16 protein-coding genes are annotated in these 14,063 nt (G+C 41.1%); 9 read left to right on the forward strand and 7 right to left on the reverse strand.

What is annotated here, in order from left to right; translation table 11 throughout:
• Positions 1 to 8 precede the first annotated feature (8 nt).
• Positions 9 to 488: a MarR family transcriptional regulator gene (locus MKX52_RS03980; RefSeq protein ID WP_088001677.1), complete on the reverse strand. Its 480-nt coding sequence runs from the start codon at positions 486 to 488 to the stop codon at positions 9 to 11.
• A 168-nt stretch (positions 489 to 656) separates the two neighbouring features.
• Here MKX52_RS03980 and mprF point away from each other — a divergent pair, with 168 nt between their 5' ends.
• From mprF to MKX52_RS03995, 3 genes are all read left to right on the forward strand, one after another.
• The gene (gene mprF, locus MKX52_RS03985; protein WP_342491538.1) at positions 657 to 3,227 is read left to right on the forward strand and encodes a bifunctional lysylphosphatidylglycerol flippase/synthetase MprF; all 2,571 of its coding nucleotides are present in this window, start codon (positions 657 to 659) and stop codon (positions 3,225 to 3,227) included.
• Between the two features lie 91 nt (positions 3,228 to 3,318).
• Positions 3,319 to 3,867 (forward strand): thioredoxin family protein, encoded by a 549-nt coding sequence (locus MKX52_RS03990; protein WP_012009313.1) that lies wholly within the window; start codon positions 3,319 to 3,321, stop codon positions 3,865 to 3,867.
• Between the two features lie 336 nt (positions 3,868 to 4,203).
• Positions 4,204 to 4,671 (forward strand): DUF393 domain-containing protein, encoded by a 468-nt coding sequence (locus tag MKX52_RS03995; RefSeq protein WP_216888531.1) that lies wholly within the window; start codon positions 4,204 to 4,206, stop codon positions 4,669 to 4,671.
• A gap of 36 nt (positions 4,672 to 4,707) precedes the next feature.
• Here MKX52_RS03995 and MKX52_RS04000 read toward each other — a convergent pair whose 3' ends face one another.
• A complete protein-coding gene (locus tag MKX52_RS04000) occupies positions 4,708 to 5,964 on the reverse strand; it encodes a transcriptional regulator (protein ID WP_251184564.1) in 1,257 nt (418 codons plus the stop codon).
• 272 nt (positions 5,965 to 6,236) lie between these two features.
• Between MKX52_RS04000 and MKX52_RS04005 the strand changes: the two genes are divergently transcribed.
• Positions 6,237 to 6,824 (forward strand): nitroreductase, encoded by a 588-nt coding sequence (locus MKX52_RS04005; protein WP_342491539.1) that lies wholly within the window; start codon positions 6,237 to 6,239, stop codon positions 6,822 to 6,824.
• A gap of 37 nt (positions 6,825 to 6,861) precedes the next feature.
• Here MKX52_RS04005 and MKX52_RS04010 read toward each other — a convergent pair whose 3' ends face one another.
• The 3 genes from MKX52_RS04010 to MKX52_RS04020 form a co-directional block, all read right to left on the reverse strand.
• Complete coding sequence (locus MKX52_RS04010) at positions 6,862 to 7,017, reverse strand: YfhD family protein (RefSeq protein ID WP_012009317.1); 156 nt, start codon at positions 7,015 to 7,017, stop codon at positions 6,862 to 6,864.
• Positions 7,018 to 7,078: 61 nt separating this feature from the next.
• Positions 7,079 to 7,189, reverse strand: coding sequence for a YfhE family protein (locus MKX52_RS04015; protein WP_017358836.1), 111 nt, complete (start codon positions 7,187 to 7,189; stop codon positions 7,079 to 7,081).
• Between the two features lie 52 nt (positions 7,190 to 7,241).
• On the reverse strand, positions 7,242 to 8,138 hold the full coding sequence (locus MKX52_RS04020) for a TIGR01777 family oxidoreductase (protein ID WP_144522557.1): 897 nt from the start codon (positions 8,136 to 8,138) through the stop codon (positions 7,242 to 7,244).
• Between the two features lie 94 nt (positions 8,139 to 8,232).
• On the opposite strand from MKX52_RS04020, the gene recX reads away from it, so the two are divergent.
• Both recX and MKX52_RS04030 read left to right on the forward strand, forming a co-directional pair.
• Positions 8,233 to 9,024 (forward strand): recombination regulator RecX, encoded by a 792-nt coding sequence (gene recX / locus MKX52_RS04025; RefSeq protein WP_342491540.1) that lies wholly within the window; start codon positions 8,233 to 8,235, stop codon positions 9,022 to 9,024.
• A 3-nt stretch (positions 9,025 to 9,027) separates the two neighbouring features.
• Entirely contained in the window at positions 9,028 to 9,342 is a 315-nt protein-coding gene (locus MKX52_RS04030) for a YfhH family protein (protein WP_012009321.1), read from the forward strand.
• 22 nt (positions 9,343 to 9,364) lie between these two features.
• Here MKX52_RS04030 and MKX52_RS04035 read toward each other — a convergent pair whose 3' ends face one another.
• Entirely contained in the window at positions 9,365 to 9,538 is a 174-nt protein-coding gene (locus MKX52_RS04035) for a YpzG family protein (RefSeq protein WP_012009322.1), read from the reverse strand.
• Between the two features lie 25 nt (positions 9,539 to 9,563).
• The gene (locus MKX52_RS04040) at positions 9,564 to 9,713 is read right to left on the reverse strand and encodes a small, acid-soluble spore protein K (protein ID WP_144504392.1); all 150 of its coding nucleotides are present in this window, start codon (positions 9,711 to 9,713) and stop codon (positions 9,564 to 9,566) included.
• A gap of 116 nt (positions 9,714 to 9,829) precedes the next feature.
• Between MKX52_RS04040 and MKX52_RS04045 the strand changes: the two genes are divergently transcribed.
• The 3 genes from MKX52_RS04045 to MKX52_RS04055 all read left to right on the forward strand — a co-directional run bounded on the left by MKX52_RS04045 (position 9,830) and on the right by MKX52_RS04055 (position 14,055).
• Positions 9,830 to 10,102, forward strand: a complete 273-nt coding sequence (locus tag MKX52_RS04045; protein WP_342491541.1) for a YfhJ family protein — start codon at positions 9,830 to 9,832, stop codon at positions 10,100 to 10,102.
• 290 nt (positions 10,103 to 10,392) lie between these two features.
• The gene (locus MKX52_RS04050; protein ID WP_003217835.1) at positions 10,393 to 11,376 is read left to right on the forward strand and encodes a glycosyltransferase family 2 protein; all 984 of its coding nucleotides are present in this window, start codon (positions 10,393 to 10,395) and stop codon (positions 11,374 to 11,376) included.
• Between the two features lie 87 nt (positions 11,377 to 11,463).
• Positions 11,464 to 14,055, forward strand: coding sequence for a YfhO family protein (locus MKX52_RS04055; protein WP_342491542.1), 2,592 nt, complete (start codon positions 11,464 to 11,466; stop codon positions 14,053 to 14,055).
• Positions 14,056 to 14,063: the final 8 nt, after the last annotated feature.

Genomic DNA, 14,063 nt, shown 5'->3' on the forward strand with positions numbered 1-14,063 from the left:
TTTCATGTTTAGCCGCGTTCAGGACGCAGTGCTTTTTCTAAAATAGCCAGCCCTTCGTTGACTTTTTCTTTTTCCTCGTCATTGAGCCGTTGCAGGGAGTTTTTGATTTTTTCATGTCCTTTTTGATAAATGCTTCTGAAAATATTTTTCGCTTCCTCAGTTAGTTCGACGACAATGATTCTCCGGTCTCGCTCAGAGTGCTTTCGTTCAACAAATTTGGACTGTTCTAATCGGTCAAGCAGACCTGTCATATTGGACAAAGAAGCGCCCATTTTTTCAGCGATTTCGGATACCTTGAGAGAGCCATGGTTATTGAGTAGCATGAGCACCTTCATTTGAGGCATACTCATATCGAGCTTCATCCATTCTGACACATCTCCAAGACCTGCAGCTGTGAGTACTTTCATATAAAGCACCCATGTCTTTTTTTCCTCTGGAGATAGAATCTCTTCTTTTAATACGGTGGTGTCATGAATATTATATTCCACGCTTGTTCACTTCCTTTAAGCGGCTCTTTTCTCTATATTACTGATTTTTACTTCTAATTGAAAGATTCGTCAAGCTTTTGAATGTTAAACTGCATGAATCAAGTGGTATTTGTTGTATAATAATGGTCAGTCGAAATAAATGAAGCAACTTAGAAAGTTGGGAAAATCATGTGGAACAAAAAAACGGGTATGACGATCTTAAAAATGCTTTTTCCGATCGTGATTATCCTTGTCTTAATTTTTGTCGCCAAGAAGGAACTGAGCGGCCTTTCCATTAAAAAAACGTTTTATATCATTGACAGCTTGAATCGAATGGACTTGTTTATTCTTGTCTTTCTTGGACTTGTCGCAGTGTTATCCATGTCCTTATATGATTTTATTTTACGAAAAAGCCTGAATATGCCGATCAGCGGCTGGAAAACGATTCGCATTTCTTGGATTGCGAACTCCTTCAACAGTGTCCTTGGGTTCGGCGGTTTATCAGGAGCAGGGCTTAGAACACTTCTATACAAGGAGTACATAACCGACACGAAAAAACTACTCAAAGGCATTGCCCTTTTGACCTCCTCGGTCCTTTTGGGCTTATCTATTTTCAGCGATCTAATCTTGGTGAGGGTGCTTCCTGTTGAAAGTATTATCAGCCAAGAGCCGTGGCTATGGGCCTTTGTGATTATCTTTGCCTGTATCGTGCCCATTTACATTATTATGGCGTCCGTACGAAAAAGCTCGATTGAGAGCGGTGAAAGCGGACTGAAGCATCCGATTTATGCTTACATCGGTGCATCGTTTTTAGAATGGCTGGCAGCTGGTCTCGTCATGTATATGGCTGTCGTCTCTATGGGGATGAATGTCGATGTTCGGATTGTTTTAGGTATATTTGCGATTGCATCAATTGGCGGTTTAATCAGTATGGTACCGGGCGGATTTGGTTCTTTTGATCTTATCTTTTTACTGAGCATGCAGTACATTGGGTTTGATAAAGAGATGGTACTGACTGCGCTCGTTTTGTACCGCTTCGTGTACTCGATCTTCCCGTTTATCCTTGGGCTTTGTCTAGCTGCTTACGATTTAACGGGAACGACGCTTAGACGTCTTGAAGGCAATCCGAGAATGGCACCAGCCGTAGAAACAACGAACGTCTTAATTGTGTTGCACCGTGCTTTATTAATCCGTTTATTGTACGGATCACTATCAATTTTAACCTTCGGAAGCGGCTTGCTTATTATGGCGTCTGTTGTCCTTCCTGTCGATCGATTAGGCGTGATTACGAGCATTCCACGCTTTTTGTTATCAGGTTTTAATGGTCTTTCTTTAATGTTCAGCATTATCCTGATGGTTTTGTCCATTGAAGTGTATAAACGAACGAAAAGATCGTACGTGCTAACAATGATCGCCCTAGCAGGCGGCTTTGTGTTTACTTTGTTAAAAGGATTTAACCTGAGTCTGATCTTTATATTGCCGGTCATCATGGCTGTATTTTTCTCTCTTTCAAATCAATTTGTGAAGCAGCAGGCCCCTTATTCGTTGTATCAGTTTGTGGCGGCTGCCGCTGGTTATTTACTCGTGCTGTTTAACTATAATGTCATCGGCAACTTTATTTGGACCAAAATTGGGCATTTCTTGAGTAAGGATTACCTTGTGCATAATGAACGGCATATCACAATGACAAGCATGATTGCGCTCATCGGTGTACCGCTTTTCTTCTTCATTAGTAAATTGATCTTTAATAAAAAAGCATTTCCGATTGGAGAAAAAGCAGATGAGGAAAAATTAAAAACATTTTTAGAAGAAAAGGGTGGCAATGCCCTTAGTCATCTTGGCTTTTTAGGCGATAAAAAATTATTTTTCTCAAGTGATGGAGAGGCGATGCTTCAATTTGGGCGCATTGGCCGCTGCGTCATTGTGCTCGGAGATCCTTCTGGACGTAAAGCATCCTATCCACTTGTGCTAGAAGAGTTTTTACAGCAGACAGAAAAAGCAGGCTATCGCGTTGCTTTTTATCAAGTAGAACGGGAAGGGATGGCGCTCTACCATGACTTAGGCTTTCATTTCTTTAAGCTTGGAGAAGAAGCCATGGTCGATTTAGAAACGTTCTCTCTCTCCGGTAAGAAAAAATCAAATTTACGGGCTGTGGCCAATAAGTTTGAACGAGAAGGCTATACGTTTGAAATGCTGGAACCGCCTTTTTCAGACGAGTTCATCATAACGTTAAAACAGATTTCTGATAGCTGGCTCGGAAAGAAAAAAGAAAAAGGATTTTCGCTCGGCTATTTTCAAGAAGATTATCTTCAAAAAGCACCAATTGCGATCCTGAAGGATGAACAAGGGGAGATCATTTCTTTTGTGTCATTAATGCCGATGTATCAAGAAGGGGAGATATCCATCGACCTGATGCGTCATATGCATGATGCACCGAACGGGATGATGGATGCGCTGTTTATCCACCTTTTTCAATGGGCGAAAGAAAAAGGCTACAAATCCTTTAACATGGGAATGGCGCCTCTATCAAATGTAGGAACATTTCATCAGTCCTTTCTCACGGAGCGTTTGGCGAGTGTTATTTTCAACAACGTCAGATTTATGTACAGCTTCAGCGGATTACGCTCGTTTAAACAGAAATATAAACCTGAATGGCGCGGAAAATATTTAGCGTATAAAAAGAATACATCATTACCTGTCACAATGGTGCTTGTCACCAAGCTGATTGGGATGGACCCAAATCGCAACCGGCGTCCATAGATCAAAAACCTTTACCTTTCACTAGGTGAAGGTTTTTTTAGACAAAAGAATAGCAAAAGTGGTAAAGTTGAAGAGTAAGGGGGATGTAAATATGACATTAAATGAATGGTTTAAAAAGGGATTAACTGAACGTACATATGTACACAACATGGAGAAAAATCGAGAAAATTTACTCACGGTGTACAACCAGTACGCAATTCATCAAAAAGAAAAAGAGCTGCTTCAAAAGCTGCAAAAGAAAAAGCTCAGAGCGCTTGTCATTACAGCGGACTGGTGCGGAGATGCGATGGTCAATGTACCAATTTTCATGCGTATCGCAAGTGAAGCACTCATTGATTCGCGCTATTTCATTCGGGACGAGCATCTAGATCTGATGGATCAGTATTTAACGAACGGGACCGCAAGATCGATTCCGATTATCGTGATCATTGATCAGGACGGAAATGAAGTAGGGAAATGGGGACCACGCTCAACTGATGCACAGCGCTTTGTTGATGAGAAAAAACCAGACAAGGATGCACCTAATTTTGAGGAAGCTTTTCAAGTATTTGCGAAAGAAGCCGCACATCACTATACGACAGATCGTTACTTATGGAAAGATATTGAGAAAGAAATAGTAGAAGTTTTGGAAAAAATATAAACCAAAAGACTACTTCGCCGCAACGGGAAGTAGTCTTTTTTTATCTTGTTTTTGCGTCTCACCTACAAAACACCGCATAAAGATGTAGAAAAACCGCAGAATTCTACCGAAAACCGCAGAAAACCGCAAAGCATCACGATTTTCCCAACCATTTTTAGTTGAAAAACCTCATATGTGCCATGAAAACCTCATTTTTGCCCTTATCTAAAGGCTCATATAACGCACGTTGGTTTGCTTTTTCCCAATACAAGAGGCCCAGCAACTATAGTAATCTAGTTGTAATCTCCTTTGAACGAACTAAAAAACAAATGACGGAAAAGGGCTGGCGATCAATCTATGAAAAAAATCATTTATCTCGATCAAGAAAAAAAGAAGCTCGCTGAATCGAAAAAAAGAGAACAGCGTTCCATCAAATCACTTAGGCTGCTTGTGTTTTATGACGGGCAAAGCCCTTCATGTGCAAAAGCGATGGACTTGTTGAAAGCTCTCGATTGGAAGAACCGTATTCATTTCGAATCCTTTCGACACTCGCAGCTGCTCAAACTGAACAAAATAAGTGAAGAAAAGGCAGAAAAGCGAATCGTGTCAATTGCATTAGCCAAAAACCAAAAAAACTCAGGGATCTATACATTGCTGAAAATTGCTTGCAATATCCCTGCATTATGGGGAACGATCCCATTCATTGTAATCAGCATTTGGTTAGGCTTTGGTCAGCATGCGTACGATTACTTTGCGAAAAAACGGTATGTCCATTCAGTCAAACAAGTCACCCGTCCTGATACAGATCAACAGAAGACCATTTAATGAATAAGAAAAGCATGACCTTCGATCGGCAGAAGGTCATGCTTTTTTGTAATAGGGGACGTATGATGCAAGATGTTGAAGTAGCGTTCTCGTGTAGGACATAAACGCATCCTCATCAAGCTCAGAAGCCGCATAGGAAAGCAAGGTTCTAAGAGCAAACAAGTACTCACTGTGCAGCTCATTGTGTTTAAAGTAAGGTAGGGCTGCTTCGATCAAATAGGTTTTCAAATCAAGAGGGTTTTCCTCAATCATCAATTTATAGATTTTAATCATATATAAACAGTTTGGCTGAATACGAGGCTGTTTTAACAGCTCATGTATGTAGGGAAGTGCCTTTTTGCGGTCGTATTCAGCATATAATGTCGCAATTTCATAAAGAGTTTCACAATAACGGTCTTCTATCTGTTCTTGATTAAAGTAATTGAGTGAATCTAGTAAATAAGGCACAGCTGAAGAGAAATCGCCTTCCCGCTTTAAAAGCACACCGTAATAAAAATAAGCGGTCATTTTAATATAGGCATCAGGATAAAGGGATGTGTGCAAAATCACTTCTTTTAAATATTTCTTCGCCGTTTGAAAGGCTTTTAGTTCCAGTGAGATCACGCCATGAATGAGTGTGCAGTGAATAATCCGTTTGAAATTGTTCTTTTGTCTATATAAATCCATCGCTTGATGGGTTGCTTCAAGCGCATCACCAAGTTGTCCCATGTTTCCAAGTGCTTTTGCATAGTGATAATACAGGTCACTTTGTTCAACAGACGCGTAAGAAAAGCAGCTCTCAAGTTTCTTTATGCCTTCTTCAAGCTGACCATTTTGAATAAGATGAATGCCATCTAGATATTCAAATATCTCTTTTTCCGTTTCAATAAAGGTTTTTTCAAACTTTTTAAGCACGCGATGTGTTTTTAAGGCAAGCGGCTGCTTGTCCGATAATAAATAAAATTGAAATAAGGACAAATGATACTGAATGCCTAAATCGAGCGAAAAGAACTGTTCCTCATGCTGAATGATCATTTCTGCATTTTGTTCAGCTTGATCGAGTGCATAGAAATACATATTCATTTGAAACTCATCCAAGAGTGACAGCAGATGACGCGCCTTTTGTGACAGCGTTTCTTGACTGATGCCAAGTCGTTCAAGCAGTAAATTGATCGTATCTTGATTGGCCTCCTTTGAGCCATTTTCGATTTTACTTAAATGAGAGACAGAACAAATTCCTTCTGCCAATTCAGATTGGGTCATATTTTGTTTATACCGGTAGAGCTTAATGATTTGCCCGATATTGATTTTCATTCCATCCAGAAGCCTCCCTTCCAATCATGGGTTGAAAGCCTTTTGACAAAAAAACCGAATTAGACAAAATGGGAATACCTGAAATCATTACATCATCTTGGTTTTTTTATCAAAATTTGTTTAAAACGTAATATGATTGTAACATTACTTGAAAAACTCAAACAACTTTTTAGCAGACGGGAGGGGAAACACCATTTGCAACTGTACGAAATGATGTTTATAATGTGAATGAGAATCAATTTCAATTAAGATTGATTGAAAGGATGACACATATGCCAGAAATCAAACAAAAAACAGAAGCGTTAACGGTACGAGACGCTGTCAGATATAGACGATCCATTCGAAAATTTAAAGAAACGCCGGTGACCATCGAGCAGCTTCAGCCGTTATTAGAGGATGCGGTCTATGCACCGAATCATAAAATCACGGAGCCGTGGCGCTTTCTATATGCGGTGACGGATGAAGCGAAAGCGACATTTGTTGAACGCTTTATTGCGTTCTTCAAGCGCAACAACCCAGATGCAAAGGAAGAAAAGATCAATCAATATAGAGATTACTTTTCAAAAGTTCCAGCCCTTTTACTTGTGGTGTTAAAGGAAGACGAGAACCCAGTGGTGAGAAATGATGATTTTGCCGCTGTGAGCGCACTCATTCAAAACTTACAGCTGCTTGCCTGGGATCAAGGAATCGGTATGGTGTGGAAGAGCGGCCGAATCTTATACGACAAAGGCTTTCAACAGGACATGGGCTTAAAGGAAAACGAGCGATTTGCTGCCATCCTTCATATTGGTTATCCAGAAGAGGTGCCTGAGGAAAAATCACGTCAGAAAGCATCAAGCCTCCTTACAGAAATTAAATAAAAGAAAAGCAGACCGCTGTAGGGGCTGCTTTTTTTACTTATTGTTTTTTGGCGCGCTGGTCGGCTGCTTTCATACGTGCCATTGCTTTTACGTCATTCGGATCTGCAAGTTCTTTGGAAAATTCAACATATTCGCCATCCGACTCTTGTGCAGCAAGCTCGTGGTTGGTTTTTTGGTGTTGGTCTTTTTTCAAAGCCTTTCCCTCCTTTACAAGATCATTTTAGTTATGTGCTTGTTGGAGTGGAATATCCATCTTATTTGTTTCTTTTTTCTGCTGCTCTTTCCGCTTTTTTGAATTCCTGCTGATACAGGACTTCCTGGGTTTTCTTCAGCTTTGAAGTTGGCTGGTGTTCTTTTTTCTTCATCAAAATCGCCCCCTCATCTCATTTTTAATAGGATGGGTGTTTTTGACAACATTTATTCCTTTGAATGCAAAATCGCTTCTTTTAATTCAGGATGCAAAAAGTCATAAGAAGAAAGCAATGCCTTCTTCGGCAGCGCACGCTGACCTTCTAAAACAAGTAATGACATTTCGCCAAGTGCCGTTCGAATGACAAAGGATGGGACCTTCAGCCAGTGAGGGCGGTGAAGGGCAGACGCAATCGTTTGTCCGAGCTGCTTCATTTGAACAGGATTCGGTGATGTGACATTGAGTGGACCTGAGATGTCGTCATTGTGTATGGCATAAGCAATGAGATGTGCTACATCTTCGACATGAACCCATGAAACCCATTGCGAGCCGGAGCCAATCGTTCCGCCCGCAAATAGTTTATATGGCAGTGTCATTAGTGGCAGTGTCCCTTTTTCTCCTAATACGACGCCGAAGCGTGTGTAGACCGTACGAATGCCGAGTGCTTCAATCTTTTGCCCCTCAGCTTCCCAAAGTTTAGATGTATGACTTAAGAAATCAGTATCCGCAGGAGGTGATTCCTCTGTAAAATCTCCTGTTTGAGACGTGCCATAAATGCCAACAGCACTTGCTTGAATGAGCACAGATGGTTTTGATTCCTGCGCTTCTATAATGCGTCTCACTTCTTGTGTGGATTGAATACGGCTAGAGAGGATGCCTTCTTTTGCCTTGTCTGTCCAGCGGGTGAAAATGGATTTTCCAGCAAGGTTAATCCAGACATCAATCGCAGGCAATTCATGCTCAGGCGCAGCACCTTCTGTCAGCCACTGCACATAGTGTAAATGATTTTGTTCGGATTCCTTCGGATTTCTTGTTAAAATATATAGATGATGTCCTTCAGCAGCGAGCACTTTCGTGATGTGCTGGCCGATAAAACCGGTTCCTCCGGTGATGGCGATATTCAATTGACATCTCTCCTCTCATATACATACCTATATCTTTCACGATTTTGAATCAGAAGAAACATCCTGACTGTTTGAAAAAAGGAGTGATCACAGGATGCCCTATATTACAAAAATCTCCGCTCAGAAAAACAATACAGAGCGGGTGAACATCTTTCTTGATGAAAAGTACGCCTTTAGCGTGGATCTAGATGTGCTCGTTCAGCACGATTTGAAAAAAGGAAAAGAGCTGGATGAAGCCGATATCATCGACATTCAATTCGGTGATGCTGTGAAAAAAGGATTTCAGCAGGCCGTCGATTATTTATCCTACCGAATGAGATCAGTGAAAGAAGTCACCGATTATTTGACGAAAAAAGAAATCCCGACACCTGCCATTAGTGAAATTATACACAAATTAAAGCATTACAAGTATGTAAATGATCTCGAATTTGCAGAAGCTTATGTCAGTACCCATCGTAAAACGAACAGCAAAGGGCCATCCGTTCTGAAAAAAGAGCTAAAGCTCAAAGGAATAGAGGATGACCACATTGAACAAGCACTATCACAATATCCTGATGACTTACAGCTGGAGGAGGCTGTGAAGCAGGTTCAAAAGCTTGTGAGAAAAGAAAAAAATCGTTCCACAAAAGAAATCGAGCAGCGCATCAAACTTCAGCTGCAGCGAAAGGGATTTTCGTTTGAGATCATTGATAAAGCCCTTCAAGAAGCCTATGATGGACAAGAAGAGGAAAAGGAAGAAGAAGCGCTCCTTTATATGATGGAGAAGGCAAAACGCAAGGTAGGATACGACGGATCATTTGAAAAGAAGATGAAGGTGAAGCAATTTTTATTCAGAAAAGGCTTTGATCTCGACACAATTGATCACGTTTTAGACAAAGGGGAATGACAGATGGACAAACGTTATAGTGAGATGACGGAATACGAATTGAAGCAAGAGATTGCCTCTCTTTCTGAAAAAGCACGAAAGGCTGAGCAGCTTGGCATTGTGAATGAATATGCCGTCTTAGAACGGAAAATCGATATGGCTAAAGCCTACTTAGTAGATCCAGCCTTGATTCAAACCAAAACGGCCTATCAAATTAAAGATACAGACGAAGCGTTTTATGTGGAATATTTAAATGGTGTATTTGCGTGGGGATACAGACTATCAGCTCCAAATAAAGAAGATGCCCTGCCCATTTCAATGCTGACGAAAAAGGACTGATCCGAGAGATCAGTCCTTTTCTTTACTTCGAACGTTGTTTACGGACGTTGTTCTGAAGTACGATGTCGTGCTGCGATTGCTGCGTTTCTCCATTGACCTGAGAGGCAGAATGCTTTGCATTCGCCCATGGTGTAGGGTAAGCGGTTGTCCTTAATTGAACAAAGTCTTCCATATACGATTTCCCATTTGAACTCATATCTCAAGCACTCCCTTTGGAAAAATTAGCGTTTCCCTGATGCCCTCATTCGTTCCTGTGGACGTGTATTCGTCTCACCACTCGGCCTTTTAGACGCATAAGCATCTGTGGCGCCTGGCTCGCCTTCAAATTTGTGATTCACTTGATTTGGAAAGCCTTTTGCTTTATTACGCATATCGATTCCCTCCAAACAATACAAATCATTTGCGTCTTTTGAAGACGTAAGGGTAGTATATGAAAAAAGAGGTTTTTTTAAAAAGGCACTTTCTGCTAGATGAAGGAGGAACCGATATGGAACAATACTTTGAGCGATTAACAGAACAACTAATGGAAAAAAATAATATGCTGACATATGACGAAGCGCGTACATGGGTAGAGTTGCTTTGGAGTGATTTTGAAACGACCTATGCAAAGGCTGGCCACAAGTATAAAGGACAGGACACAACTGAACGGATTGTCCACGAATGGATTGAGAGCTACGGTGCGCAGCTGCATTTATTCCAAAATAAACAATCAAAGGCAAACGATCATCTACAAGGGCAGAATAAAGGGTTACTTCATTAAAAGAAGGGCCCGCTCATCTTTTTCAATAAATAGGAAAATATATAAAGAAGCAAACAATTTTATGATGCAATACCCAGTCTGTGATCGAAATTACAGGCTTTTTACAATGGTTAAACTTAAAATTACATTAAATTCATCTTGCTGAAAATCACTGGAAATAAAACTTTGATATAATAGAACGATTAAAGAGACATGTAATTTATGGATAATAAAAAAGGGTTTCGTTTCCTGACAAAAAAGGAATAATGAACATATCAGACTATGTGAAAAAAGTGAAGAGAAGGTGCGATATGGAACGAGAATTGCTCTCTGTTATAATTCCTTCTTACAATGAAGGTGAAAACATCAGACGAATCTTTGAGGCACTCGAGGAAGAGTTTCGCGATTTTCATTATGACTTTGAAATCATTTTTGTGAATGATGGAAGCAAAGACAATACACTTCAATACATGAGAGAGCTCTCTCGCAAAAGTGCAAAGGTCAAATACATTTCCTTCTCACGTAACTTTGGGAAGGAAGCCGCTATTCTGGCAGGACTTGAATATGCGAAGGGAGTGGCTGCGATCATCATGGACGCCGACTTGCAGCACCCAACGTATTTGATTCAGGACTTCGTCAGAGGATATGAAGAAGGCTACCACCAAGTCATTGCCAAACGGAACCGTAAAGGAGACAGCAAGCTTCGCTCTTACTTATCCTCAATGTACTATAAAGTGATGAACAAGGTAGTCGAAGTGGACTTGCGTGATGGCGTCGGAGATTTCCGTTTAATTTCTCGCCAAGCAATCGATGCATTGCTTCAGCTAAAAGAAGGAAATCGTTTTTCAAAAGGGCTTTTTTGCTGGATTGGGTTTGAAGAAAAAGTGATCTATTATGAAAATGTAGAAAGACAGCATGGTGATACAAAATGGTCACTAAAGAAGTTGTTTAACTACGGCATAGATGGCGTCATTTCTTTTAACAACCGCCCGCTGCGTATTTGTTTTTATACTGGCATACTGATCTTATTCCTTTCTTTGATTTACATCGTGGCCACCTTTATTCAAATCGTCAGAACGGGTGTGATGGTACCTGGTTATTTCACTTTAATATCGGCTGTACTTTTCCTCGGAGGTGTCCAGCTTTTGAGTCTAGGTGTGATTGGAGAATATATTGGCCGCATTTATTATGAAACGAAAAAGAGGCCGCATTATTTGATCCAAGAATCAAATGTCATGCAGCAAGAGACAAGCTCTAAGGAACAAGACCGAGTGTTAACACAGTTATTTAAATAACGTGGAGTCAAATAACCGGCAAGCACGATTCGCTTGCTGGGTTGTTTTGTTTCAAAGAACAATGGATCTTTTCTGGAAAGGATTTAGATGATGAAACGTAGATGGATAATCATTGGAATATGCCTCATTCTAGCATTATTAGGCCACTCCTTTTTCTTATATGAATATACGCAAGGCCGGTACATGACAGGAGACGGGGATGGCATCTCGCAAATGCTCCCATTTAAAAAGCTGCTTTACGACGAATATGTCAAAGGGAATTTCTTTTATTCCTATCAATTCGGTCTAGGCGGCGGTACATACACGCAATTAGGATATTATTTCACAACGTCGACGGTCTTTATGGTCACAGTCGCTGTCGTCTGGCTGATGAATGCGCTCCATCTCATACAGTCAACGGACATTCATTTCTGGGCAAATGCCGTGATTTGGCTGAGTGTGATCAAGCTGACGCTTATTCTTTTCATCGCTTACCGTGTGCTTCTTTCAATGGTTCAAAATAGATTGGGTGCACTGACAGGTGCCGCAATTTATGGACTATCTATTGTATATTTCCGGCATCAAACGTTTTGGGAATTTTTCACCGACAGCATGATGTGGCTTCCGCTACTTGTACTTGGGGTGGAGCGGATTTTCAAAACAGGTAAGCCGGCTTGGTTTATTGCGGCTTGCAGTTTGATGCTGATCAACAATTTTTACTTTGCTTATATTCACTTTATCTTTTTAGCGATCTATCTTGTCTTCAGATATATGATCAAGCTGAGAAGTGAGGAACGCGGGTGGAAAGTGTTCTGGACGCTTGCGATTTCTACACTGTTATCTTTTGGGATTAGTGCCGCCTTTTTTATCCCGTCTGTTTATGGCTTTCTTAACAATATAAGACCGCCGTATGAACAGGCGATTCCTTGGTTTGACCTGCATGATCATCTGCTGTTTACAAGCAGGGTGTATTTATTACCTGTGATTTTTCTGATTTGTCTTTTTCTCGTACCGCTTTACCGGAACAGATGGTTTTTCATGTTCACATCCATCAGTATCCTGCTCATTATTTTTCACTTTAGCCCGAAGATGGCGAGTGTGTTTAATGGTTTTTCGGCACCGCAGTACAGGTTTGAATACATTCTTGCCTTTACAGTTGGAGCGGTCGTTGCCATCACGATCAAGCATTTCTCGCAAATCGAGTGGAAGTGGAAAAAGCGTGCGGTCTTAGGCGCTTGGATCGTGTTCCTTCTCGCAGTCGCCCTTTCAGAACGAGCAAAGGGAAACATGGATGTCGTTGTGTTTACAGGTATAGGACTGCTTGTCATTAGCTTGTTCTTCCTATGGATGCATGCGGAAAAACGTCAGCATCTTCGTCTCTTTTCAGCAGTGCTCATCGTTGTCAGCCTAATGACAGCAGGCGTGTATCAGCAGGGATACTTATCTGAAAGAAGCAATATAAAGAGCGTATCAGATACGTATCTGAATAGTGAGGCATATGCTGGACATGAGCAAATGAAGCTCATTCAGCAGATTCAAAGCCGCTCAAACGACCCGCTCGCCCGGATTGATTGGATGAATGGCGTGCGAAACAATACCCCGTTATTTGAAGGCTTCCAAGGCATGAGTGTGTATTCAAGTATATTGAATCAGCATTTGCTCAATTTTTATTGGAATGACCTGCAAATCGATATGGGACGGGAAAGTGTCAGCCGGTATGCAACAATGGGGGATAGGGCGAATTTATACAGTCTGACCTACGGGAAGTATTATATGAGAAACAGTATGATGCCTTACTCACCGCCCGCTTATTTTAAGCCAATCTTGAAAAGTGAGCATTATGAGGTATATGAAAATACACGGTCACTGCCATTTGCAAGAACAACGAGTACCGTCTATTCAGAAAAGTCACTAGAGCATGCGTCAGCACTTGATAAAGAACATGCGATGTTGCAAGGTGTGATCTTAAACAAAAAAGGAAATGCTGAAATCGACCAATCGCCTGATCGAATAAAGGATACAAACATTCATACTGAACAAGCGGTATACGAAAAAGGCGTGCTTGATGTATACGGGAAAACGGGTGGGCTGAATATCACCCTTCCAGATGATATCGCTCGCATGGGGGATGTGTATGTGAGCTTTTATGTGAAGCGGACCGACCGTAACGAAGGGTTTCAGTTATCTGTGGATGACTACGTCACATCACGCAAAAGCAATACGTCTATCTACAAAACAGGAGTTAATGACGTGGCGATTCGGGTCCCTGCGGAAAAAATCCTCTCCATTCGAGTACCAAAAGGGACATATGAGCTCAATCAACTGAAGCTGTATCATGAACCTTACCGCGTCCTAGAGAAAGCATATGAAAAAGAAAAACTGGATGATGGCAGCCAGCAGGTGAAACTTAAAAATAACCGCTTTACGATTTCATATGAGAACAAACGTGGTGATGACTACATGATTCTGCCCGTTCCATATGAAAAAGGCTGGGAGCTCACGGTGAATGGACACAAAACCGAAATTGAACAAGCCAACTACACGTTTATTGGTTTTCCAATAGAAAAAGGCGAAAACAAGATTGTGCTAACCTACTATCCGCCTTATATCAGAATTCTCGCATTGATTTCACTCGTCAGTTTGATCGGTGCGATCCTCTATGCACGGAGAAAACACAAGAAACACCACTTTTCAGCATAAGTGGTGTT

The sequence above is a fragment of the Bacillus sp. FSL R5-0422 genome (assembly GCF_038610765.1).
GTDB lineage: Bacteria > Bacillota > Bacilli > Bacillales > Bacillaceae > Bacillus > Bacillus pumilus_O.

What these genes read in the sequence shown, in the direction of transcription:
- mprF (WP_342491538.1), top strand. Translation starts at nt 657, where the DNA reads ATGTGGAACAAAAAAACGGGTATGACGATCTTAAAAATGCTTTTTCCG.
- MKX52_RS03990 (WP_012009313.1), top strand. Translation starts at nt 3,319, where the DNA reads ATGACATTAAATGAATGGTTTAAAAAGGGATTAACTGAACGTACATAT.
- MKX52_RS03995 (WP_216888531.1), top strand. Translation starts at nt 4,204, where the DNA reads ATGAAAAAAATCATTTATCTCGATCAAGAAAAAAAGAAGCTCGCTGAA.
- MKX52_RS04000 (WP_251184564.1), bottom strand. Translation starts at nt 5,964, where the DNA reads ATGAAAATCAATATCGGGCAAATCATTAAGCTCTACCGGTATAAACAA.
- MKX52_RS04005 (WP_342491539.1), top strand. Translation starts at nt 6,237, where the DNA reads ATGCCAGAAATCAAACAAAAAACAGAAGCGTTAACGGTACGAGACGCT.
- MKX52_RS04015 (WP_017358836.1), bottom strand. Translation starts at nt 7,189, where the DNA reads ATGAAGAAAAAAGAACACCAGCCAACTTCAAAGCTGAAGAAAACCCAG.
- recX (WP_342491540.1), top strand. Translation starts at nt 8,233, where the DNA reads ATGCCCTATATTACAAAAATCTCCGCTCAGAAAAACAATACAGAGCGG.
- MKX52_RS04030 (WP_012009321.1), top strand. Translation starts at nt 9,028, where the DNA reads ATGGACAAACGTTATAGTGAGATGACGGAATACGAATTGAAGCAAGAG.
- MKX52_RS04035 (WP_012009322.1), bottom strand. Translation starts at nt 9,538, where the DNA reads ATGAGTTCAAATGGGAAATCGTATATGGAAGACTTTGTTCAATTAAGG.
- MKX52_RS04040 (WP_144504392.1), bottom strand. Translation starts at nt 9,713, where the DNA reads ATGCGTAATAAAGCAAAAGGCTTTCCAAATCAAGTGAATCACAAATTT.
- MKX52_RS04045 (WP_342491541.1), top strand. Translation starts at nt 9,830, where the DNA reads ATGGAACAATACTTTGAGCGATTAACAGAACAACTAATGGAAAAAAAT.
- MKX52_RS04050 (WP_003217835.1), top strand. Translation starts at nt 10,393, where the DNA reads ATGGAACGAGAATTGCTCTCTGTTATAATTCCTTCTTACAATGAAGGT.
- MKX52_RS04055 (WP_342491542.1), top strand. Translation starts at nt 11,464, where the DNA reads ATGATGAAACGTAGATGGATAATCATTGGAATATGCCTCATTCTAGCA.